Annotated in this window: 19 protein-coding genes; 14 read left to right on the forward strand and 5 right to left on the reverse strand. The window is 65.9% G+C overall.

Annotated features, from left to right (window positions below):
• Positions 1 to 114: 114 nt before the first annotated feature.
• Positions 115 to 1,518 (forward strand): cell envelope integrity protein CreD, encoded by a 1,404-nt coding sequence (gene creD / locus AC1DQQ_RS08530; RefSeq protein WP_478044847.1) that lies wholly within the window; start codon positions 115 to 117, stop codon positions 1,516 to 1,518.
• Between the two features lie 60 nt (positions 1,519 to 1,578).
• On the opposite strand, the gene AC1DQQ_RS08535 is transcribed toward creD, so the two are convergent.
• Entirely contained in the window at positions 1,579 to 2,328 is a 750-nt protein-coding gene (locus AC1DQQ_RS08535; protein ID WP_478044848.1) for an SDR family NAD(P)-dependent oxidoreductase, read from the reverse strand.
• Between the two features lie 131 nt (positions 2,329 to 2,459).
• On the opposite strand from AC1DQQ_RS08535, the gene AC1DQQ_RS08540 reads away from it, so the two are divergent.
• From AC1DQQ_RS08540 to zapE, 4 genes are all read left to right on the forward strand, one after another.
• Positions 2,460 to 2,774: an ArsR/SmtB family transcription factor gene (locus AC1DQQ_RS08540; RefSeq protein ID WP_478044849.1), complete on the forward strand. Its 315-nt coding sequence runs from the start codon at positions 2,460 to 2,462 to the stop codon at positions 2,772 to 2,774.
• Between the two features lie 62 nt (positions 2,775 to 2,836).
• Positions 2,837 to 3,622 (forward strand): succinate dehydrogenase iron-sulfur subunit, encoded by a 786-nt coding sequence (locus tag AC1DQQ_RS08545; RefSeq protein WP_478044850.1) that lies wholly within the window; start codon positions 2,837 to 2,839, stop codon positions 3,620 to 3,622.
• 19 nt (positions 3,623 to 3,641) lie between these two features.
• Positions 3,642 to 4,112, forward strand: coding sequence for a PaaI family thioesterase (locus tag AC1DQQ_RS08550; protein WP_478044851.1), 471 nt, complete (start codon positions 3,642 to 3,644; stop codon positions 4,110 to 4,112).
• A gap of 37 nt (positions 4,113 to 4,149) precedes the next feature.
• Complete coding sequence (gene zapE / locus AC1DQQ_RS08555) at positions 4,150 to 5,286, forward strand: cell division protein ZapE (RefSeq protein WP_478044852.1); 1,137 nt, start codon at positions 4,150 to 4,152, stop codon at positions 5,284 to 5,286.
• Between the two features lie 8 nt (positions 5,287 to 5,294).
• Here the strand turns inward: zapE and AC1DQQ_RS08560 are convergent, their stop codons facing one another.
• Positions 5,295 to 5,972: a class I SAM-dependent methyltransferase gene (locus AC1DQQ_RS08560; protein WP_478044853.1), complete on the reverse strand. Its 678-nt coding sequence runs from the start codon at positions 5,970 to 5,972 to the stop codon at positions 5,295 to 5,297.
• Positions 5,973 to 6,036: 64 nt separating this feature from the next.
• Positions 6,037 to 6,732: a helix-turn-helix domain-containing protein gene (locus AC1DQQ_RS08565; protein WP_478044854.1), complete on the reverse strand. Its 696-nt coding sequence runs from the start codon at positions 6,730 to 6,732 to the stop codon at positions 6,037 to 6,039.
• 184 nt (positions 6,733 to 6,916) lie between these two features.
• On the opposite strand from AC1DQQ_RS08565, the gene AC1DQQ_RS08570 reads away from it, so the two are divergent.
• The 8 genes from AC1DQQ_RS08570 (at position 6,917) to lpdA (ending at position 15,991) form a co-directional block, all read left to right on the forward strand.
• Positions 6,917 to 7,240 (forward strand): YbjQ family protein, encoded by a 324-nt coding sequence (locus AC1DQQ_RS08570; protein ID WP_478039546.1) that lies wholly within the window; start codon positions 6,917 to 6,919, stop codon positions 7,238 to 7,240.
• A 1-nt stretch (position 7,241) separates the two neighbouring features.
• Positions 7,242 to 7,520 (forward strand): hypothetical protein, encoded by a 279-nt coding sequence (locus tag AC1DQQ_RS08575; protein ID WP_478039544.1) that lies wholly within the window; start codon positions 7,242 to 7,244, stop codon positions 7,518 to 7,520.
• A 141-nt stretch (positions 7,521 to 7,661) separates the two neighbouring features.
• Positions 7,662 to 8,624, forward strand: coding sequence for a malate dehydrogenase (mdh, locus tag AC1DQQ_RS08580; protein WP_478039542.1), 963 nt, complete (start codon positions 7,662 to 7,664; stop codon positions 8,622 to 8,624).
• A gap of 5 nt (positions 8,625 to 8,629) precedes the next feature.
• Positions 8,630 to 9,163, forward strand: coding sequence for a hypothetical protein (locus AC1DQQ_RS08585; protein WP_478039540.1), 534 nt, complete (start codon positions 8,630 to 8,632; stop codon positions 9,161 to 9,163).
• Complete coding sequence (sucD, locus tag AC1DQQ_RS08590) at positions 9,163 to 10,047, forward strand: succinate--CoA ligase subunit alpha (RefSeq protein WP_066587047.1); 885 nt, start codon at positions 9,163 to 9,165, stop codon at positions 10,045 to 10,047. The genes AC1DQQ_RS08585 and sucD overlap by 1 nt, the downstream gene beginning before the upstream one ends.
• Positions 10,048 to 10,226: 179 nt before the next feature.
• Entirely contained in the window at positions 10,227 to 13,160 is a 2,934-nt protein-coding gene (locus AC1DQQ_RS08595; RefSeq protein WP_478044855.1) for a 2-oxoglutarate dehydrogenase E1 component, read from the forward strand.
• Between the two features lie 88 nt (positions 13,161 to 13,248).
• Positions 13,249 to 14,481, forward strand: a complete 1,233-nt coding sequence (odhB, locus tag AC1DQQ_RS08600; RefSeq protein WP_478030555.1) for a 2-oxoglutarate dehydrogenase complex dihydrolipoyllysine-residue succinyltransferase — start codon at positions 13,249 to 13,251, stop codon at positions 14,479 to 14,481.
• A gap of 118 nt (positions 14,482 to 14,599) precedes the next feature.
• On the forward strand, positions 14,600 to 15,991 hold the full coding sequence (gene lpdA, locus AC1DQQ_RS08605) for a dihydrolipoyl dehydrogenase (protein WP_478044856.1): 1,392 nt from the start codon (positions 14,600 to 14,602) through the stop codon (positions 15,989 to 15,991).
• A 106-nt stretch (positions 15,992 to 16,097) separates the two neighbouring features.
• On the opposite strand, the gene AC1DQQ_RS08610 is transcribed toward lpdA, so the two are convergent.
• Entirely contained in the window at positions 16,098 to 16,364 is a 267-nt protein-coding gene (locus AC1DQQ_RS08610; protein WP_478044857.1) for a GCG_CRPN prefix-to-repeats domain-containing protein, read from the reverse strand.
• Positions 16,365 to 16,580: 216 nt separating this feature from the next.
• Positions 16,581 to 18,239 carry a hypothetical protein gene (locus AC1DQQ_RS08615; RefSeq protein ID WP_478044858.1) on the reverse strand — a complete coding sequence of 553 codons (1,659 nt, stop codon included), beginning with the start codon at positions 18,237 to 18,239 and terminating at the stop codon, positions 16,581 to 16,583.
• A 230-nt stretch (positions 18,240 to 18,469) separates the two neighbouring features.
• On the opposite strand from AC1DQQ_RS08615, the gene AC1DQQ_RS08620 reads away from it, so the two are divergent.
• Positions 18,470 to 19,576 (forward strand): ABC transporter ATP-binding protein, encoded by a 1,107-nt coding sequence (locus tag AC1DQQ_RS08620; protein WP_478044859.1) that lies wholly within the window; start codon positions 18,470 to 18,472, stop codon positions 19,574 to 19,576.
• The last annotated feature ends 47 nt before the right edge of the window (positions 19,577 to 19,623 follow it).

A 19,623-nucleotide genomic window follows, 5' to 3' on the forward strand; every position in this document is an offset into this window, starting at 1 on the left:
CAATTGCCTGAGACCCCAGCTTTCGCTGGGGTGACTAGGATGCTGCGCTACGCATCCTTGACGACCAACTCAATTCGTCTATGAAACAGCACGGTTCGTCGACGGAGCAAGCGCATGCAGCCCGATACCACCTCTCAACGATCCCCCGGATTGAAGCTCATCCTGGCGATCGTCATCGCCATGATGCTGACCGTTCCGCTCTTCGCGATCTACCTTCTGGTCTATGATCGCCAGCATCAGTCCGACACCGCGCGCAGTTCGATCGCACAGGGCTGGGGCGGACCGCAGACGCTGATCGGGCCGCTGCTGGTCATCCCCTATCGGGCGGAGACCACTACCACCGAGACGGTCGACGGCAAGCAGGTGACCAAGACGGGTGTCGAGACGCGCGAGCTGGTCCTCTCGCCGGAAACCGCCGATGTCGTGACCAAGATCGCGCCCGAGGTTCGCAAGCGGTCGATCTATGAGGCCGTCGTCTATGGCGCGCATACCGCCGGGCGCGCGCGCTTCGCGTTACCTGCCGACCTGCAGCGCTATGGCGTCGCCGCCGACAAACTCCAGCTCGATCGCGCCGAACTGCGCTTCGGCGTATCCGATCCGCGTGGCCTCTACGGTGCGCCGCCCAAGGTCACGATCGACGGCGCCGCGCGCTCGCTCCAGCCCGGCAAGGGGCCTGGCGAAACCAACGGCGCCGGCTTCTATACCTGGCTCGACGCCACCACGCTGACGACCAAGCCGATGATCGCCGATTTCGCCTTCGACCTGCGCGGCAACGCGTCGCTGGCGCTGGTTCCGCGCGCCGGCGACACGCGCTGGGCGATCACCTCGCCTTGGCCCAATCCCAGCTTCCAGGGCGGCTTCCTGCCGACCGATCGTCATGTCGCAGCCAATGGCTTCACTGCGACCTATCGCGTCGGCAACCTCGCACTCGGTCGGACATTGGTCGATACCGGCGACACGGCCGCCGCGCCGGTCGTCCCGGCATCGCCCGGCTCCCCGTCGGTCGAGCGTGCCGCCGCCGCCGGCCCGCAGGCGATGACCGCGCAGGTCGACCTGGTCACGCCGGTCGACCTGTACGACCAGGTCAACCGCTCGGTGAAATACGGTTTCCTGTTCATCGGCTTCACCTTCATGGCGTTCCTGATGTTCGACGTGGTCGGCGGGGTGCGCGTCGCGACGGTCGAATATCTGCTAGTCGGCGCTGGCCTGATCCTGTTCTTCGTGATGCTGCTGGCGTTCGCGGAAGTCGTCGGCTTCACCCTCGCCTATCTAATCGCCGCGGGTGCGATCGTCGGCCTGCTGACGGCCTATTCGGCGGCGGTGCTCAAGAGCCGCCGGCGCGCCGGGTTCATCCTCGGCCTGCTCGTGGCGCTCTACGCGGTGCTCTATATCCTGCTCAGCCTGGAGGCCTATTCACTGCTGATCGGATCGCTGCTCTTGTTCGCGGCCCTGGCGGCGGTGATGTTCCTCACCCGCAACATCGACTGGGGACGGGTCACGCCGCCGGTTCCGGTGTAAGCCCAAACACGTGAAAGCCCCTCCCTGTCCGGGGAGGGGCTTTCTGTTCTCCGCTGCGCCTCAGATCGTCGTGCCGCCGTCGATCGTCAGCGTCGTGCCGGTGATGTACGTTGCATCCGGCCCCGCCAGGAAAGCGGCGGCTCCAGCGATTTCCTCGGCCTCGCCGAAGCGGCCGAGCGGCACCTTGGAGATCAGCAGATCGTAGACCGGCCCCTCGCTTGGCGCCAAATCGGTGGCGATCGGCCCCGGCTGGATGACGTTGACCAGGATCTTGCGGGCGGCGAGATCCCTCGCCCAACCGCGCCCCAGCCCGGCCACCGCCGCCTTGGTCGCGCCATAGGTCGCGATGCCCGGAAATGCCGCGGTGTCGCCGGCGATCGATCCGATCAGAATGATCCGCCCGCCGTCGGGGATGTGCGGCAGCGCCGCGCGCGTTCCGACGTGCAGGCCGCGGACATTCACCCCGAACTGGTGGGCGAACGACTCGTCAGTATCCTGATCGACCTCGAAGAATTCGGCGACGCCGGCATTGTGGACCAGGATGTCGATCCCGCCCAACGCCTTGGCCGCCGCATCGATCCCGGCGCGCTGTGAGGCATCGTCGGCGGCGTCGGCCTGGATCGCCACTGCCTTGCCGCCTGCTTGCTCGATGATCGCTACGGTCGCGTCGGCCGCCGCCTTGTTGCCGGCATAAGTGATCGCGACCTCGGCGCCATCGGCGGCCAGCCGCTTGGCGATCGCCGATCCGATCCCGCGCGATCCACCCGTGACCAGCGCCTTCTTGCCGCCGAGGATTTTGCTATGGGACATGTGTCTTCTCCGAATATCTACCCGCGATCACGATGTCGTGCGCTGCCGGCGGACCGCGATCTGGGAAGCTCGATTCAATAGTTCAATATTCCCGAACTATGAAAACGACGAACCTTTCCTATATTCCTCGCATGCCTCGCTTTACCCATCCCCGGTTGGAGGACGTGCCGCTCGACCTGGCGCTTCATGCGCTGGCCGATGCCAATCGTCTGGCGATCGTCGCGCGGCTGGCCGCGGCGGCTGGGCTGAGCTGTTCGAACGCGGCGCCGTGCGACGCACCGGTTCCCAAAAGCACGCTGTCCAACCATTTGAAGACGCTGCGCGCCGCCGGATTGATCGAAACCACCCAATCGGGCCGCGAGATGATCAACGTGCTGCGCCGCACCGAGTTCGACCGGCGCTTTCCCGGCCTGCTCGATGCGATACTTGTCAACAACGCGGTTTGACGGGGTTGCACTCCGCTGCCGAAAGGCATAGCCGCACCGCAGCACCGCGATAGGGACACGCAATGGCCGAGTTCAGCCTGCCGAAGAATAGCAAGATCCGCAAGAACGGCACGGTCCACAAGGCACCCGAAGGCGCCACCAATATCCGGCGCTTCAAAATCTATCGCTACGATCCCGATACCGGCGAGAATCCGCGCTACGACACGTTCGAGGTCGACCTCGACACCTGCGGCCCGATGGTGCTCGACGCCCTGATCAAGATGAAGTCCGAGCAGGATTCGTCGCTGACTTTCCGCCGCTCGTGCCGCGAAGGGATTTGCGGATCGTGCTCGATGAACATGGACGGCAAGAACGGCCTCGCCTGCACCACCGCGATCGAGGACTGCAAGTCGGAGGTGACGATTACCCCGCTGCCGCACATGGAAGTGATCAAGGACCTGGTTCCCGACTTCACCCATTTCTATGCGCAATATGCCTCGATCAAGCCGTGGCTACAGACCGTGACGCCGGCACCCGCGGGCAAGGAGCGGCTGCAGAGCCCGCAGGACCGCGAGAAGCTCGACGGCCTCTACGAATGCATATTGTGCGCTTGCTGCTCGACCAGCTGCCCGAGCTATTGGTGGAACAGCGACAAGTTCCTCGGCCCGGCGATCCTGCTCCAGGCCTATCGCTGGCTCGCCGACAGCCGCGACGAGATGACCGGCGACCGGCTCGACCAGCTCGAGGATCCGTTCCGCCTCTATCGCTGCCACACGATCATGAATTGCGCCAACGCCTGTCCCAAGGGTCTCAACCCGGCCAAGGCGATCGCCGAGATCAAGAAGATGGAAGCCGAGCGGATTGTCTGACACCCCGGCCGGACCAGATGTGACCGACGCGCCGAGCCCGCTCTTCCTCTATGACGACGATCCCGATCTGCCGGGCTGGAAGCGCTGGCAGTTCCGCGACTCGACCCGGTTCAATTCCTTCCTCGAACCGCTCCAGGTGAAACTAGAGGGCGGTATCGCGCGGGTCCGCATGATGCCGCGCCACGACCATTCGAACATGCGCGACAATGTCCATGGCGGTGCGCTGCTCGGCTTCATGGATGTCTCCTTGTTCGCCGCCAGCCGCGCCTTCGGATGCCTGAGCGCCGGTGGCGCGGTTACGCTGGACCTGTCGGCGCAATTCATCGGCGGCGGCATGATCGGCGAGCCGCTCGAGGCGCATATCGAATTGCTGCGCGAAACCAGCCGCATGCTGTTTCTGCGCGGGCTGATCGTCCAGGAAGGCGCACCGACGATCGCGAGTTTTACGGGGACGTTGCGCAAATCGTCTCCTCCGAGCGGCAACCAATGAGGCGCTCCTTCTCCCTCTCCCCATCGGGGAGAGCGAGTTGAAGGTCATCGACCAATATCACGCCCTAATCGCCGCCGGCGAACTGCGCGCTGACCCAGACCAGGAAGCCGCCGCCCGGCGCCTCGACCGGCTCCAACAGGAACTCGAGGCCCAGCCCAAACGCGGATCGGTCTTGTGGCGCGCGCTCGGCCGCAAGCCCGACTCCCCGCGCGGCATCTATATGTGGGGTGATGTCGGGCGCGGAAAATCGATGCTGATGGACCTGTTCTTCGGGTGCCTGGCAATCAACCGCAAACGCCGCGTCCATTTCGCAGAGTTCATGCTCGAGGTGCACCAGCGCATCGGCGAGGAGCGCAAGAAGGAGGTGGGCGACCCCATCACTCCCGTCGCCGCCGCGCTCGCCGATGAAGCGCGGCTGCTCGCGTTCGACGAGATGATGGTGACGAATTCGCCCGATGCGATGATCCTGTCGCGACTGTTCACCGCGCTGATCGAAGCCGGCGTGACCGTCGTCACCACCTCCAACCGGCCGCCGAAGGACCTCTACAAGAACGGCCTCAACCGCGAGCATTTCCTGCCCTTTATCGACCTGATCGAGCAGCGGCTCGACGTCCTGCCCTTGAACGGCCCGGTCGATTATCGCCGCGACCGGCTCGGCCAGCAGGAAACCTGGCTGGTGCCCAACGGTCCCGAAGTGACCAAGGAATTGTCCGCCGCTTTCTTCCGCCTGACCGACTATCCGCCCGAGGACGCCGCGCATGTGCCGAGCGAGGATATCCCGGTCCAGGGCGGACGGACGCTGCATGTGCCCAAGTCGCTCAAGGGCGTCGCCGTGTTCAGCTTCAAGCGATTATGCGCGGAAGCGCGTGGAAGCGCCGATTATCTCGCGATCGCACGGCGCTATCATACCGTGATCGTGGTCGGCATCCCCAAACTCGGGCCCGACAACCGCAACGAGGCGGCGCGCTTCGTCTCGCTGATCGACGCCCTCTACGAGCACAAGGTCAAATTGCTCGCCGCCGCCGATGCCGAACCCGCCGACCTCTACCCCAAGGGCGACGGCCGCTTCGAGTTCGAGCGCACCGTCAGCCGGCTCGAGGAAATGCGCTCCGACGACTATTTGGCGCAAGGTCACGGGCTGGGTGACGCCGGCTTCCACGCGGCGTCAAAGTAGCGACCGCATTATCGCCGCATCGCCCGGTACAGACGGATGGTGCCAGTCGGCGTGTCGAACGCCCGTGTCTCGACAATGTCCGTGAAGCCCGCTTCGGCGATCAGGTCCGGCAGGATGCCGTCGGCTTGCGGACCCGTATCGGCGACCCCGTCGACCATCTGCACCGTCATCCGGAACAGCAGACGCATCACGGCGCCGGCTTGTCGCCCGTAATCGGCGATGTGCAGCTCGCCGCCCGGCAGCAGCAGATCGTATGCCGCTGCCAGGGTCGCGCGTTTTTCGACCAGCGGCACCTGGTGCAGCACCAGGCTCGACAGGATCTTGGTCACGCCCCAGCCGCCGAACAGGCCGGCGACATCGCGCCCGAAACCGTCGAGCAGTTGCAGCGAAACCCCGGCAGCGGCAGCCTTGCGATGCGCGAGCCGCAAGATCGCCGGGTCGGGATCGACCCCCATCAGGCTTGCCCCCGAATCCGCGGCCGCCAACCGGATCAGCATCGATCCCGTCCCGCACCCCAAGTCGACGATCACGTCGTCGCGTGCTGGCGCGACTTGTGCGACGAGCGCGTCTCGCCACGCCTTCTCGCGCGTCAGCAAAATGACCAGCCCGTCGTACAAGGGCGTCAGCCAGCGGCAGCCGGCAGCCGGCGTGAATCGGGCGGGCGCGGGCAGAGTATCCTCGGTCATCAACCTTCTCCTCGCGCCGGGGCCTAGCCGGGAAGCGGGGCGAGCGGCTTGAACGAAACGCCTGCTATCGCGCGGCGCGTATCCTGAACGAGGCCAGGCCACGCGCGGGCGACACACCGAACCAGCGCCGGAGCTGGCGCGTGAAATGCGCCTGATCGGCATAGCCTGCTGCTGCGGCCGCCTCGGCCAGGCCGGCACCGTCCATGAGGGCGCGGGCCGCGGTCTTGAGGCGCCCCCATTGCCGCAGCCGGATCGGCGGGGCGCCAAGCAATTCGACGCATAGCGCGCGGAAGCGGCTGGGAGACAAGTTCCATGCCCTGGCCCAATCGCGTGGCCCCTGCTCGGTCGGCGCATTCTCGATCAGCGCCCGCAACCGTGCCGCCCTGCCGTCGCTGCCGACTACGAGCTGACCGGCCAGTGCGACCAGGTCGGCCGCGCCGCCCATCATGCGCCGTACACCAAGCCGCCCCGCGAACAAGCGCGCCAGGGGCAATTGCGGTTCGACATAGACGGACCGCACACGCCGTCCGATCGGACCCATCCAATGCCGCGTATTGGGCGCGATCAGGACCGCATCGGCAACGAATCTGGTTTCGCCTTCTCCGACCAGCTCGATCGGTCCGTCGAGACCGATGCTGAGTTGGAACGCGAGATGGCTGTGCGCCGCATTCTCGCCGATCCAGCCGTCCAGATCGATATAGCCGTCGCCGACGAACAGCGTCCCCACGGCATCTGAGGACGCTTCGTCGGGTCCGGGCATACCCGAGTCTTTGCCAACCCTGTCCTGCATCGACCATTCCGCCAAAAGGTGTGCGCAGCTTTATCAGGCTTGCCGTTCAAGGCCATCCGAATACAAATACGCTGGGCGATTGCGTGCCGCCGGCATCCGGCAAAGCCGCGCCCTCACGATGGAATTGCGCCCGCCCCAATCCAGGAGAAGCTGCATGATCGTCACCACTACCGAGAACGTCGCCGGCCACAACGTCGTCAGGAATCTGGGCCAGGTGTTCGGCGTCGTCGTCCGCAGCCGGGGCCTGGGCGGCAATATCACCGCCGGCCTGCGCTCGATCGTCGGCGGCGAGATTCCCGAATATACCAAGCTGGTCGAGGATGCGCGGCGGCACGCGATCGACCGCATGATTCAGAACGCGACCGTGATGGGCGCCAATGCCGTCGTCATGATGCGCTTCGACTCGGGCGAGATCGCGCAGGCGATGAACGAGGTCGTCGCTTATGGCACGGCGGTCGTCCTCGACCCGGCCCCCTGACATGTTGCGCAACGTCGTCCTGGCACTCGGCCTTGCCTGGCTGGCGGTCGGGCTGTGGGTCACCTTGGTCGACGCCGCCGGCTGGCCGATGCTGATTGTCCCGGCGATCCTCGTCGCCGGGATCGTGTTCGAACGCGTCAATTACCGCGGCAATGCCAGCACGCCGCTCGACGCCAATTGGCGACCGACCAACGAACGCTTTCTCGACGAGGCGACCGGGCGGCCGATCACTGTCTGGTTCAACGCATCAACCGGCGAGCGCCGTTATATCGATGATTGACGCGCTATTGCACTTGCGAATGAATTGCAGTAATGCAAGTTAATTCCTCCCGTTTAGCGGTTGCTTCGGGGCCGCCAAGCGCCTAAGCGCCGTCGCGTCCCGCGCGCCTTGGGGTGCGCCCACTCGCGCTTAGGAGTGCTCATGGCCCGCAAGAAGATCGCGCTGATCGGCGCCGGCAATATCGGCGGCACGCTCGCCCATCTCGCCGCCCAGAAGGAATTGGGCGACATCGTCCTGTTCGATGTCGTCGAGGGTGTGCCCCAGGGCAAGGCGCTCGACCTCAGCCAGTGCGGCCCGATCGAGGGCTTCGACGCGAAGATCACCGGCTCGAACGATTACAAGGATATCGCAGGCGCGGACGTCATCATCGTCACCGCCGGCGTCGCCCGCAAGCCGGGCATGAGCCGCGACGATCTGCTCGGTATCAACCTCAAGGTAATGAAGGCGGTCGGTGAGGGCATCAAGAACAACGCCCCCGACGCGTTCGTCATCTGCATCACCAACCCGCTCGACGCGATGGTCTGGGCGCTGCGCGAATTCTCCGGCCTGCCGCACAACAAGGTCGTCGGCATGGCGGGCGTGCTCGACTCGGCGCGCTTCAGCCATTTCATCGCCGACGAGTTCGGCGTGTCGGCGCGCGACGTCACCACCTTCGTGCTCGGCGGCCATGGCGACACGATGGTCCCGGTGGTGCAATATTCGACCGTCGCGGGCATCCCGGTCCCCGACCTGATCAAGATGGGCAAGTCGACGCAGGAGCGGATCGACGCGATCGTCAAGCGCACCCGCGGTGGCGGCGGCGAGATCGTTGCTTTGCTCGGCACCGGCTCGGCTTATTACGCCCCCGCGACCAGCGGCATCGCGATGGCCGAAGCCTATCTCGGCGACCAGAAGCGGCTGCTGCCATGCGCCGCTTATGTCGACGGCAAATATGGTCTCGACGGCCTTTATGTCGGCGTGCCGGTGATCATCGGCGCCGGCGGTGTCGAGGAGATCGTCGAGATCGCGCTGGACGATGAAGCCAAGGCGAACCTCGGTGTCTCGGTCGACGCGGTCAAGGAATTGCTGGTGGCTTGCAAGGGCATCGACGGCTCGCTGGCGTGATACCGATGCGTTCCTCCTTGGGGCTGGCAGGCTGCGTTACAGCGGCGCTGATTCTCGCCACCGCGCCGGCCGCAGCGGCGGACGATCCGAACCTGCAACCGGCCCCGCAGGCGACGATCGTCGCTGCAGCAAAGGCTTGCCTGGGTACGACGACCGACCCCGCCAGCCAGGCGACTCGCTTCGCGGGCTGGACACCCGCGACGGCCGACCAGAGCAAGGGGCTTGATAACGGCCCCGACGGCACCGTCCTGCAGCGCGACAACGTCCTGGTGATCTACAAGACCGGGATCGATGGCGGCTGCGTCGTGATGGCCAAGGGCGACGCCTCGTTCAATCCGGCGACCTTCTATCCGCAAGTCAGTGCGGCGGTCGGCGCCACGGTGCAGGCCCCGATACCGGGCGGCCAACCGACGCCGATCGCGCTCCCGAACAGCGAATTGATTATCCCGGTCGTCACACCGAAGACCGATAGCACCGCCTCCACCATCATCCTCGTCATCGGCAACAGTGCCGCCAAAGACGCGAAGAAGGAAAACTGATGTCCATCCTCGTCGACAAGAACACCAAGGTCATCACCCAGGGGATGACTGGCGAAACCGGCAGCTTCCACACCAAGGCGGCGCTCGATTACGGCACGCAGATGGTCGGTGGCGTGACGCCGGGCAAGGGCGGCACCGAGCATCTCGGCCTGCCGGTCTACGACACCGTCGCCGAGGCGGTGAGCAAGACCGGCGCGACCGCGTCGGTGATCTACGTCCCGCCGCCCTTCGCCGCGGATTCGATCCTCGAGGCGATCGACGCCGAAGTGCCGCTGATCGTGACGATCACCGAAGGCATTCCGGTGCTCGACATGGTCAAGGTCAAGCGCGCTTTGTCCGGCTCCAAGTCGCGGCTGATCGGCCCGAACTGTCCCGGCGTGCTGACGCCCGGCGAGTGCAAGATCGGCATCATGCCGGGCAGCATCTTCAAGAAGGGCTCCGTGGGCGTTGTAAGCCGCTCGGGTACGCTTACCTATGAAGCCGTGTTCCAGACCTCGAATGCAGGGCTTGGCCAGACCACCGCGGTCGGGATCGGCGGCGACCCGGTCAACGGCACCAATTTCATCGACGTGCTCGAACTGTTCCTGGCCGATGACGAGACCAAGTCGATCATCATGATCGGCGAGATCGGCGGATCGGCCGAAGAAGAAGCGGCGCAGTTCCTGAAGGACGAAGCCAAGCGCGGCCGCAAGAAGCCGATGGCCGGCTTCATCGCCGGCCGCACGGCGCCTCCGGGCCGCCGCATGGGCCATGCCGGGGCGATCGTGTCGGGCGGCCAGGGCGGCGCCGAGGACAAGATCGCGGCGATGGAATCGGCCGGCATCAAGGTTTCGGCCAGCCCGAGCCTGCTCGGCGAGACGCTGCTCGAGGTGTTGAAGGGGTGAAGTTTCGATCCTTCTCCAGAGGGAGAAGGATACGAAGGCTTGGCAGCTTGCTGCCTAGCCGAAGTTGGATGAGGGGACCCGCTCTCGAAAGGGTGATCCCCTCACCCAGCTCCGACTAAGGCCCTGACGGGCCTAAGTCTGCGCAACCCTCTCCCGACGGGAGAGGGAAGGAGTGTCAAATGGGATACGAAGGTCTGGATTTCAGCGAGATCGCGGCGGGTGTATCGCCTGCGTTCGTCGAAGCGCTGTACAGGAAGTTCAAGGAATCGCCTGAGTCAGTCGAGCCCTCGTGGCGCGGCTGGTTCGAAGGGCTGGAGAACGGCCCGTCGACCGCGAGCTGGGCGAACCCTGCTTGGCCGCTGGCGTCGACCGATGACCTGACCGCGGCGCTCGACCCGACCCAGATGGAGCCAGCGGCCAAGCCCGCGCGCGGCGGCGCTCCCGCGCCTGCTCCGGCTGCCAAGCCCGCCAGTCAGGACGATATCGTCAAAGCGGCGAGCGACTCGATCCGCGCGATGCTGTTGATCCGCACCTATCGCGTGCGCGGTCACCTCGCGGCGACGCTCGATCCGCTCGGCCTTATCCGCCAGGACCTGCCCGACGACCTCAAGACCGAATATTACGGCTTTTCCGAAAGCGACATCGATCGCCCGGTCTACATGGGCGGCACGATGGGGCTGCAATGGGCGACGATCCGCGAGCTGGTCGACATCCTGCGCGCCAATTATTGCGGCAATGTCGGCCTCGAATATATGCACATCGCCGATGTCGAGGAACGCCGCTTCCTGCAGGAACGGATGGAGGGCAAGGACAAGGCCATCCAGTTCACCGTCGACGGCAAGAAGGCGATCCTCAACAAGGTGATCGAAGCCGAGCAATGGGAACGCTTTGCCGGCAAGAAGTTCGTCGGCACCAAGCGCTTCGGTCTCGACGGCGGCGAAGCGATGATCCCCGCGCTCGAAAGCGTGATCAAATATGGCGGCGCGATGGGCGTCAACGAGATCGTGTTCGGCATGGCGCATCGCGGCCGCCTCAACGTGCTGGCCAATGTCATGGCCAAGCCGCTGCGCGTGATCTTTCACGAATTCGGCGGCGGGTCGGCCAATCCCGAGGATGTCGGCGGGTCGGGTGACGTGAAGTATCACCTCGGCACTTCGACCGACCGCGAGTTCGACGGGATCAAGGTCCATATGTCGCTGGTCGCCAACCCCTCGCACCTCGAGGCGGAGGATCCGGTCGTGCTGGGCAAGGTTCGCGCGATCCAGACCCTGGCTGGCGACCTCGAGGAGCATAGCCACTCGCTGCCCGTGCTGATCCATGGCGACGCGGCCTTCGCGGGCCAGGGCATCGTCTGGGAATGCTTCGGCTTCTCCGGCATCCGCGGTTACAATACTGGTGGCTGCATCCATTTCGTCATCAACAACCAGATCGGCTTCACCACCAGCCCGCAATTCGCGCGCTCGTCGCCTTATTGCTCGGATGTCGCCAAGGGCGTCCAGGCGCCGATCTTCCACGTCAATGGCGACGATCCCGAAGCGGTGACTTTCGCCTGCAAGATGGCGATCGAGTTCCGCCAGAAATTCCATCGCGACATCGTCATCGACATGTGGTGCTATCGCCGCTTCGGCCATAACGAAGGCGACGAGCCGAGCTTCACCCAGCCGCTGATGTACAAGGCGATCCGCCAGCATCCCGGCGTCAGCGAAGTCTATGGCAAGCGCCTGATCGCCGAGGGCGTGGTCGACCAGGCCTGGATCGACACGATCACCCACCAGTTCGACACCTTGCTCGAAGGCGAGTTCGAAGCGGGCGCATCGTACAAGGCGAACAAGGCCGACTGGTTCGCCGGCCGCTGGTCGGGGCTGCACGCGCCGGCCGATGCCGAGAGCGCACGGCGCAACGTCGAGACCGGGATCGAACGCAAATTGTTCGACAGCCTGGGCCGCACGCTGACCACGATCCCCGAGGATTTGACCGTCCACAAGGCGCTCAACCGCGTGATCGACGCCAAGCGCGAGATGTTCAAGTCGGGCGAGAATTTCGACTGGGCGACCGGCGAGGCGCTGGCGTTCGGATCGCTGCTGTCCGAAGGCTATGGCGTCCGCCTGTCGGGCCAGGATTCGGGCCGCGGCACCTTCTCGCAGCGCCATGCCGTCTGGGTCGACCAGAATGACGAGCACAAATATGTGCCGCTATGGAGCGTCGAGCACGGCAATTTCGAAGTGCTCGATTCGCCGCTCAGCGAATATGGCGTGCTCGGGTTCGAGTACGGCTATGCGCTCGCCGATCCCAAGACCCTGGTGATCTGGGAAGCCCAGTTCGGCGATTTCGCCAACGGCGCGCAGATTATGATCGACCAGTTCATCGCGTCGGGCGAGGCCAAGTGGCTGCGCGCCAACGGCCTGGTGATGATGCTGCCGCACGGTTACGAAGGCCAGGGCCCCGAGCACAGCTCGGCGCGCCCCGAGCGTTTCCTCCAGCTGTGCGCCGGCGACAATATGCAGGTCGCCAATTGCACCACGCCGGCCAACATCTTCCATCTGTTGCGCCGCCAGATGCACCGGACGTTCCGCAAGCCCTTGGTGATCTTCACCCCCAAGTCGCTGCTGCGCCATAAGCGCGCGGTGTCGAAAGCCGAGGATTTCCTGGGCGACAGCCACTTCCGCCGGCTGTTGTCGGATCCGGATGCGGCGCCGGATATCGAGACGAAGCGCCTGGTGCTGTGTTCGGGCAAGGTCGCCTATGACCTGTTCGAGGCGCGCGACGCGGCCGGCGACAAGAACACCCAGATCGTCCGCGTCGAGCAACTCTATCCGTTCCCGGGCGATCCGCTCGCCGAGCGCGTCCGCCGGATGCCCAATCTCGAAGAGATCGTCTGGGCGCAGGAAGAGCCGCGCAACAACGGTTATTGGTTCTTCGTCGAGCCGCTGATCGAGGAAGCGCTGACCGCCGCCAAGTGCAAGGTGAAGCGCGCGCGCTACGCCGGCCGCGCTGCTTCGGCGTCGCCCGCGACGGGCCTCGCCAAGCGCCACCAGACCGAACAGGCCGCGCTCGTCGCCGACGCGCTGGGCCATAACGTACGCGAAGAAATCCGCCGCACGCGGAAGAGCTAATCCGCCCGTCACCCCAGCGAAAGCCGGGGTTTCGAGCGGCAGATACCAATCATGAGATCCCGGCTTCCGCTGGGATGACGAGGTGAAGATGGCAACCGAAGTCAATGTCCCCACGCTGGGCGAATCGATCGTCGAGGCAACTGTCGGCGAATGGCTGAAACAGCCGGGCGATCCGGTGAAGGCCGACGAACCCATCGTCAGCCTGGAAACCGACAAGGTCGCGGTCGAAGTGCCCTCGCCGGTCGCCGGCGTGATGGGCCAGCATGCGGTTGCGGTCGGCGACAATGTCGCGGTCGGCGCGTTGCTCGCCACGATCGAGGCAGGCGGTGCCGGCGCCGCCGCACCGGCCCCTGCCCCGGCGGCGCCCGCGCCGACGCTCGCCTCTTCCCCCGCCGCGACCGCCGGTCCGCAGGCGCCGGCATCGGGCGATACACCCGCCGCGCTCAGCCCCTCGGTGCGCCGTGCGGTGCTCGAAACCGGCGTCGATCCCGCGACGGTCAAGGGCACCGGCAAGGACGGCCGGCTGACCAAGGACGACGTGCTCGCTGCCGCCGCAACCCCCGCCGCACCCGCGCCAGCTGCCGAGCCGGTCCAGACCCCATCGGTCGCCGCCTCAACCGGCCGCAAGGAAGAGCGCGTCCGCATGACGCGCCTGCGCCAGACCGTCGCCAAGCGGCTCAAGGACGCGCAAAACACCGCGGCGATGCTGACGACGTTCAACGACGTCGACATGTCGGCGGTGATCGAAGCGCGGACCAAGTATAAGGATCTGTTCGAGAAGAAGCACGGCGTCCGGTTGGGCTTCATGGGCTTCTTCGTGAAGGCCGCCTGCATGGCGCTGAAGGACGTGCCCGCGGTCAACGGCCAGATCGACGGCGAGGAAATCGTCTATCACGATTATGCCGACATCTCGGTCGCCGTCTCGGCGCCGCAGGGCCTGGTCGTGCCGGTGATCCGCGACGCCGACCAGCTCTCGGTCGCCGGCATCGAGAAGACGATCGGCGATTTCGGCAAGCGCGCCAAGGACGGCACGCTCAAGATGGAGGAGATGAAGGGCGGTACCTTCACCATCTCTAACGGCGGCGTGTTCGGCTCGCTGATGTCGACCCCGATCATCAACCCGCCGCAATCGGCGGTGCTCGGCCTCCACCGTATCGAGGACCGCCCGGTAGTCCGCGACGGCCAGGTGGTGGTGCGCCCGATGATGTATCTCGCGCTCAGCTACGACCATCGCCTGATCGACGGTCGCGAGGCGGTGACCTTCCTGGTCGCGCTTAAGAACGCGATTGAGGACCCGACGCGGATTTTGATCGACCTGTAACTATATACGCTAGGAAACGAGATATCCGTCATGCCAGCGAAAGCTGGCATCTCACGCGGCGAAGGTTCGCCGGTGGCATGAGACCCCTGCTTTCGCTGGGGTGACGGCGGAGGAAAACATGGCTGACTATGATTTCGACGTCCTGGTGATCGGCTCCGGCCCCGGCGGCTATGTCGCGGCGATCCGCGCGGCGCAGCTCGGGCTCAAGACCGGGTGCGTGGAGAGCCGTGAGACGCTGGGCGGAACCTGCCTCAACGTCGGCTGCATCCCGTCCAAGGCGATGCTGCACGCGAGCGAATTTTACGACCACGCCGCCAACGGCATGATGGCCAAATTGGGCATCAAGGTCACGCCCGAGCTCGACCTCGACACGATGCACGGCCAGCGCAAGGATGCGGTCAAGCAGCTGACCGGCGGCATCGAATTCCTGTTCAAGAAGAACAAGGTCGAGTGGATCAAGGGCCATGCCGCGTTCACCGGCACCGATACCGTCCAGGTCGGCGACCGCAGCGTGCGCGCGAAGAACATCGTCATCGCCACCGGCTCGTCGGTCACCCCGCTCCCCGGCGTCGAGATCGATCAGAAAGTGGTGGTCGATTCGACCGGCGCGCTCGAACTGCCCAAGGTGCCGGAGCAGATGGTCGTGATCGGCGGCGGCGTGATCGGGCTCGAGCTCGGCAGCGTGTGGCGCCGGCTCGGCGCCAAGGTCATTGTGGTCGAATTCCTTGACCAGATCCTGCCCGGCTTCGACGGTGAGGTCCGCAAGGAATCGAACAAGATCCTCAAGAAACAGGGTCTCGAGTTTAAGCTGTCGACCAAGGTCACCGGCGTCACGGTGAAGGGCGACAAGGCCACTGTGACGATCGAGCCAGCCGCCGGCGGCGCGGCCGAGACGATCGAGGCGGATACCGTCCTGGTGTCGATCGGTCGCAAGCCGAACACCGATGGCCTGGCGCTCGACAAGGCTGGGCTCAGCACCAATCAGCGCGGCCAGATCGAGATCGACCACGACTTCCGCACCTCGGTCCCCGGCATTTGGGCGATCGGCGACGTCGTTCCCGGCCCAATGCTCGCGCACAAGGCCGAGGACGAAGGCATCGCGGTCGCGGAGAACATTGCCGGCCAGCACGGCATCGTGAACCACGATGTCATCCCGTCGGTGGTCTATACTTGGCCCGAAATCGCCGGTGTCGGCCTGACCGAGGAAGCGGCGAAGGAGCGCGGCGAAGTGAAGGTGGGCAAATTCCCGATGCTGGCCAACAGCCGCGCCAAGACCAATCACGAGCCCGACGGCTTCGTGAAGGTGATCGCCGATGCCAAGACCGATCGCGTGCTGGGAGTCTGGTGCATCGCCAGCGTCGCCGGCACGATGATCGCCCAGGCCGCGCAGGCAATGGAGTTCGGCGCGACCAGCGAGGACATCGCCTATACCTGCCACGCGCATCCGACGCACAGCGAGGCGATCAAGGAAGCGGCGATGGCGGTGACGGGCAAACCCATCCACATTTAGCCTGCGGCTAAATGTGGATCAAAGGGGTTTGCCCCGGCCGGCGGGCGGGCGCAGCCCGGCCCGTCCGACGGCGCGGCTTTGCCGCGCCGCCTAGCCCTTCGTCAGCTCAGCGATAGCGCCAGCCACCGTTCCACCGCTCGCGGTGCCACCAATAGCGGCGGCCATCCCAATAGCCGCGATTGGGATAATAATTGCCGATGACCAGTCGGACATTCGGGCCGCCCGCATAATAGCCCGGTCCACGATTGGGCACGCAGCGGTCATGCCAACCGCGATGGAAACCACGGCCGCATCCGTCGCGCGCCATGGCTGGGGTAGCGGCGACCAGCATCGTGCCGGCGGCAGCCAAAGCCAGAATCATCTTGTTACGCATGGTGACCTCTCACTTCTTCTTACACGCCCGGTTACACGTCAAACGCCGCCGGACATGTCATCAACGCACGACCGCGGAATTCCCTCCGATCGCGCGGCAGGTGAAACGATTTTAGGTGCGGTCGGTTGCAGTTTGGACACGCACGTCGCGCCGGCTCCGGAGCGGGCGCGGGACCCTTCCGCCGCGAGAGCAACCGGGGTGATCATGCCGGTAAGGCTATTTGTCTCTGCCCTTGCCGCCGGGCCTGTTGCCGCCATCGCCCCGCGGCGATCCGACGTTGCGTGGCCCGGAAGCCAGGCCGCCTGGTCGCGCGGCCGGCGGCGCCGGAGCGACTCGCGCCGCCGCCGGTGGCGAAGGCGGAGAGGGTGGCGGTGAGGGCGGCGCCGAGACGGGTGCGCGCGGCGGTGTGAAGCTCGGCCGCGGCGCGATCGAAACGGGCGGCGGGAAGCGCCGAGGCTCGGGGCGCGGCGATACGGCCCGCACTTCGGGCGGGGGCGAGTCGGTCGCTCCCCCGCGGTCTATCTTCGCCATCGGCGGCTGTGGCGCGATGCGGACCGGCCGTTCGAAGCGCCCGCCGCCGCGCATCGCGCCAGGTGCTGGTGCCGGAGCGGGTGCGGGCGCAGCCGGCGGCGCAACTATAGTCGGCCGATCGCCATCGCGCTGAATCCGAGGCCAGCGCATCGGGCGGCCGCCACGGTCGCCGTCCGGCGCCGGGGAAACGGCGACCGGCGGCGGCGCGGAGGTCTCGGGAGCAGTGGGAGCGGTCGGCATGGGTGACCCCGGGACCGGCCGGTCGAAGCGCGGCGGATAGGGGCGGCGACCCGGTCCGGCATTGTCGCCGCGACCCGGCCAGCCGGGTTTCGCCCCCGGCGCACTCGGCGTCGGAGCAATGACTGGCGGCGGAGAGGTCACGGGAGCGGCGGGAGCGGTCGGCATGGGCGAACCCGGGACCGGCCGGCCAAAGCGCGGCGGGTACGGCCGGCGACCTGGCCCGGCACCGTCACCGCGACCCGGCCAGCCCGGTGTCGCTCCAGGCGTGCCTGGCGTCGGGGGTGCGACCGGCCGTGGGCGCCCGATCCAATGGCCTCTGCCAGGCCAATTGCCAGGGCCGATGTCCTTGCCCGGCTGCGCGCCGCCCGGCGTGGTGACCCATTTGCCGCCATCTTGCGGCCGGCCGCGATAGCCGCCACGCCGCCACCGGTCGAACCACTCGGCGCGCTCACGCCGCTTTTGGCCCTCGGCACCGAGCTTCTCGCGCCAGTCGCGATGATGCCACCGTCCCGGTCCGGCGCGATAGCGAACCCAGCCCGGCCGATTGCGCCAGGTGTCGAGCCGCAGCTCGATCGCGCCGAACCAGCCGATGCTGTCGGCCCAGTCGCCGGCATAGACCGGCTCGGGAGTCTGCATCGCCCGCTTCATGCCGAAACCGCGATCCGACAGCCAAGCCGCCCCGTCGGCGATGTCGTCGGACGGATCGATCAGGTCGCCGTTGTCGCCATAGACCGCGGCGAGCGTCCGCCCGTCAAAGCCATAGGCATAGGTCCGGTCGCCGACGAAGAAGGGATAATCGTCGCCGGGGGCGAAGATGTAATAGCGGTAATCGTCGCCGAGCGGCTCGGCGAGGATCGTCGAGCCATCGGCCATCACCCAGGCCCAGCAATCCACACCGTCGAACCTGAAGCCGTGATCGGGCGGCGAGGTGCCCATCGCGTCGAGCAGCGCATCGGCATCGTCGATATAGCGATAAGCGTCGTCGGATGCGGATGCGGCGACGGAAGGTCCATCCTGCGCGGCGGCCATGCCGGGTAGCGCCACACTCGCCAACAGCACGAAAATCGCCCCTGTCACCGAACCGATCCGCTTCCGCGTCATCATCTGCCCCACTCCTGCCGACACCGCCGAGGTCATCGCACAATGTCAATGAACTGACCCTGTCGCGCTCGTTCAGCCCGCGTTGTCTTGATCACGCCCCATATCTACGCCGCAGCCTGACGTGCGGCGGCATGGAGTCAATCGCTGCCGTCACCGCTCGCACCGCCGCCTTGCATCGCGGCGTAGCGCAGTTAGGGTCGCGGCAAGCGGCACCGCCGCAGCAGGAGAGCGCGATGGCGACGGTACGCCTGACACAAGCAGCCAAGGCGTTCGGGCCGGTCGAGGTCCTGAAGGGAATCGATCTGGATATCGCCGATGGCGAGTTCGTCGTGTTCGTGGGACCTTCGGGCTGCGGCAAATCGACCCTGTTGCGCAGCATTGCCGGTCTGGAATCTCTCAGTTCGGGGACGGTCGAGATTGACGACCGCGCGGTCAATGACGTGGCGCCGTCGGAGCGCGGCATCGCCATGGTGTTCCAATCCTACGCGCTTTACCCGCATATGAGCGTGCGCGAGAATATGGGCTTCGCGCTCAAGCTGGCCGGACGATCGAAGGCGGAAATTGCGGGGGCGGTCGATGCCGCTGCGGCGACGCTGGACATCGCGCATCTGCTCGACCGGCGGCCCAAGGAATTGTCGGGCGGCCAGCGCCAGCGCGTCGCGATCGGTCGCGCGATCGTCCGCCAGCCCAAGGTCTTCCTGTTCGACGAGCCTTTGTCCAATCTCGACGCCGCGCTGCGCGTGCGCATGCGCTACGAATTCGCCAGCCTGCACAAGGCGCTGGGAACGACCATGATCTACGTCACGCACGACCAGATCGAGGCGATGACCCTGGCCGATCGCATCGTCGTGCTGAACGGCGGCGTGATCGAACAGGTCGGCACGCCCGACGATCTGTATGCACGGCCCGACACGATGTTCGTCGCGGGGTTCATCGGATCGCCGACGATGAACCTGATTCCGGCGACCTATGCCGGACCGGGTGCGAAGGGCGCGACGGTCAGATTGGCCGGCGGTCTGGTCATCGAAACCATGATCGCCACCGAGGTGATCGCGAACGGAACAATCCTGACGCTGGGCGTCCGGCCCGAGCATGTAGGAACCGACGGCGCGACGAACCGACTGACAGGCACGGTTGGGATGGTCGAATCGCTTGGTGCGGTGCATCACGTCCATCTCGCGATCGAGGGGCTCGCCGAACCGCTGGTCGCCTCGCTGCCAACACGACCGGCGGGTGAGACGCTCAGTATCGCGCTGGCGCCAGAGACGCTGCACCTGTTCGACGAATACGGTCGTGCGCTGCCGCGGCCGATGCCGGCTGTCCCACGCGCTGCCGCTTAGCATCGATACGTTCATAAAAAGCCGCTTGGCGCGGCGCCCGATTGGGG

The sequence above is a fragment of the Sphingomonas sp. P4_G3 genome (genome assembly GCF_056401105.1).

Coding starts and splice junctions, on each gene's coding strand:
- AC1DQQ_RS08535 (WP_478044848.1), bottom strand. CDS start 2,328: ATGTCCCATAGCAAAATCCTCGGCGGCAAGAAGGCGCTGGTCACGGGT.
- lpdA (WP_478044856.1), top strand. CDS start 14,600: ATGGCTGACTATGATTTCGACGTCCTGGTGATCGGCTCCGGCCCCGGC.
- mdh (WP_478039542.1), top strand. CDS start 7,662: ATGGCCCGCAAGAAGATCGCGCTGATCGGCGCCGGCAATATCGGCGGC.
- AC1DQQ_RS08540 (WP_478044849.1), top strand. CDS start 2,460: ATGCCTCGCTTTACCCATCCCCGGTTGGAGGACGTGCCGCTCGACCTG.
- AC1DQQ_RS08615 (WP_478044858.1), bottom strand. CDS start 18,239: ATGATGACGCGGAAGCGGATCGGTTCGGTGACAGGGGCGATTTTCGTG.
- AC1DQQ_RS08570 (WP_478039546.1), top strand. CDS start 6,917: ATGATCGTCACCACTACCGAGAACGTCGCCGGCCACAACGTCGTCAGG.
- sucD (WP_066587047.1), top strand. CDS start 9,163: ATGTCCATCCTCGTCGACAAGAACACCAAGGTCATCACCCAGGGGATG.
- creD (WP_478044847.1), top strand. CDS start 115: ATGCAGCCCGATACCACCTCTCAACGATCCCCCGGATTGAAGCTCATC.
- AC1DQQ_RS08620 (WP_478044859.1), top strand. CDS start 18,470: ATGGCGACGGTACGCCTGACACAAGCAGCCAAGGCGTTCGGGCCGGTC.
- AC1DQQ_RS08575 (WP_478039544.1), top strand. CDS start 7,242: ATGTTGCGCAACGTCGTCCTGGCACTCGGCCTTGCCTGGCTGGCGGTC.
- AC1DQQ_RS08610 (WP_478044857.1), bottom strand. CDS start 16,364: ATGCGTAACAAGATGATTCTGGCTTTGGCTGCCGCCGGCACGATGCTG.
- AC1DQQ_RS08565 (WP_478044854.1), bottom strand. CDS start 6,732: ATGCCCGGACCCGACGAAGCGTCCTCAGATGCCGTGGGGACGCTGTTC.
- AC1DQQ_RS08560 (WP_478044853.1), bottom strand. CDS start 5,972: ATGACCGAGGATACTCTGCCCGCGCCCGCCCGATTCACGCCGGCTGCC.
- AC1DQQ_RS08545 (WP_478044850.1), top strand. CDS start 2,837: ATGGCCGAGTTCAGCCTGCCGAAGAATAGCAAGATCCGCAAGAACGGC.
- AC1DQQ_RS08585 (WP_478039540.1), top strand. CDS start 8,630: ATGCGTTCCTCCTTGGGGCTGGCAGGCTGCGTTACAGCGGCGCTGATT.
- AC1DQQ_RS08595 (WP_478044855.1), top strand. CDS start 10,227: ATGGGATACGAAGGTCTGGATTTCAGCGAGATCGCGGCGGGTGTATCG.
- odhB (WP_478030555.1), top strand. CDS start 13,249: ATGGCAACCGAAGTCAATGTCCCCACGCTGGGCGAATCGATCGTCGAG.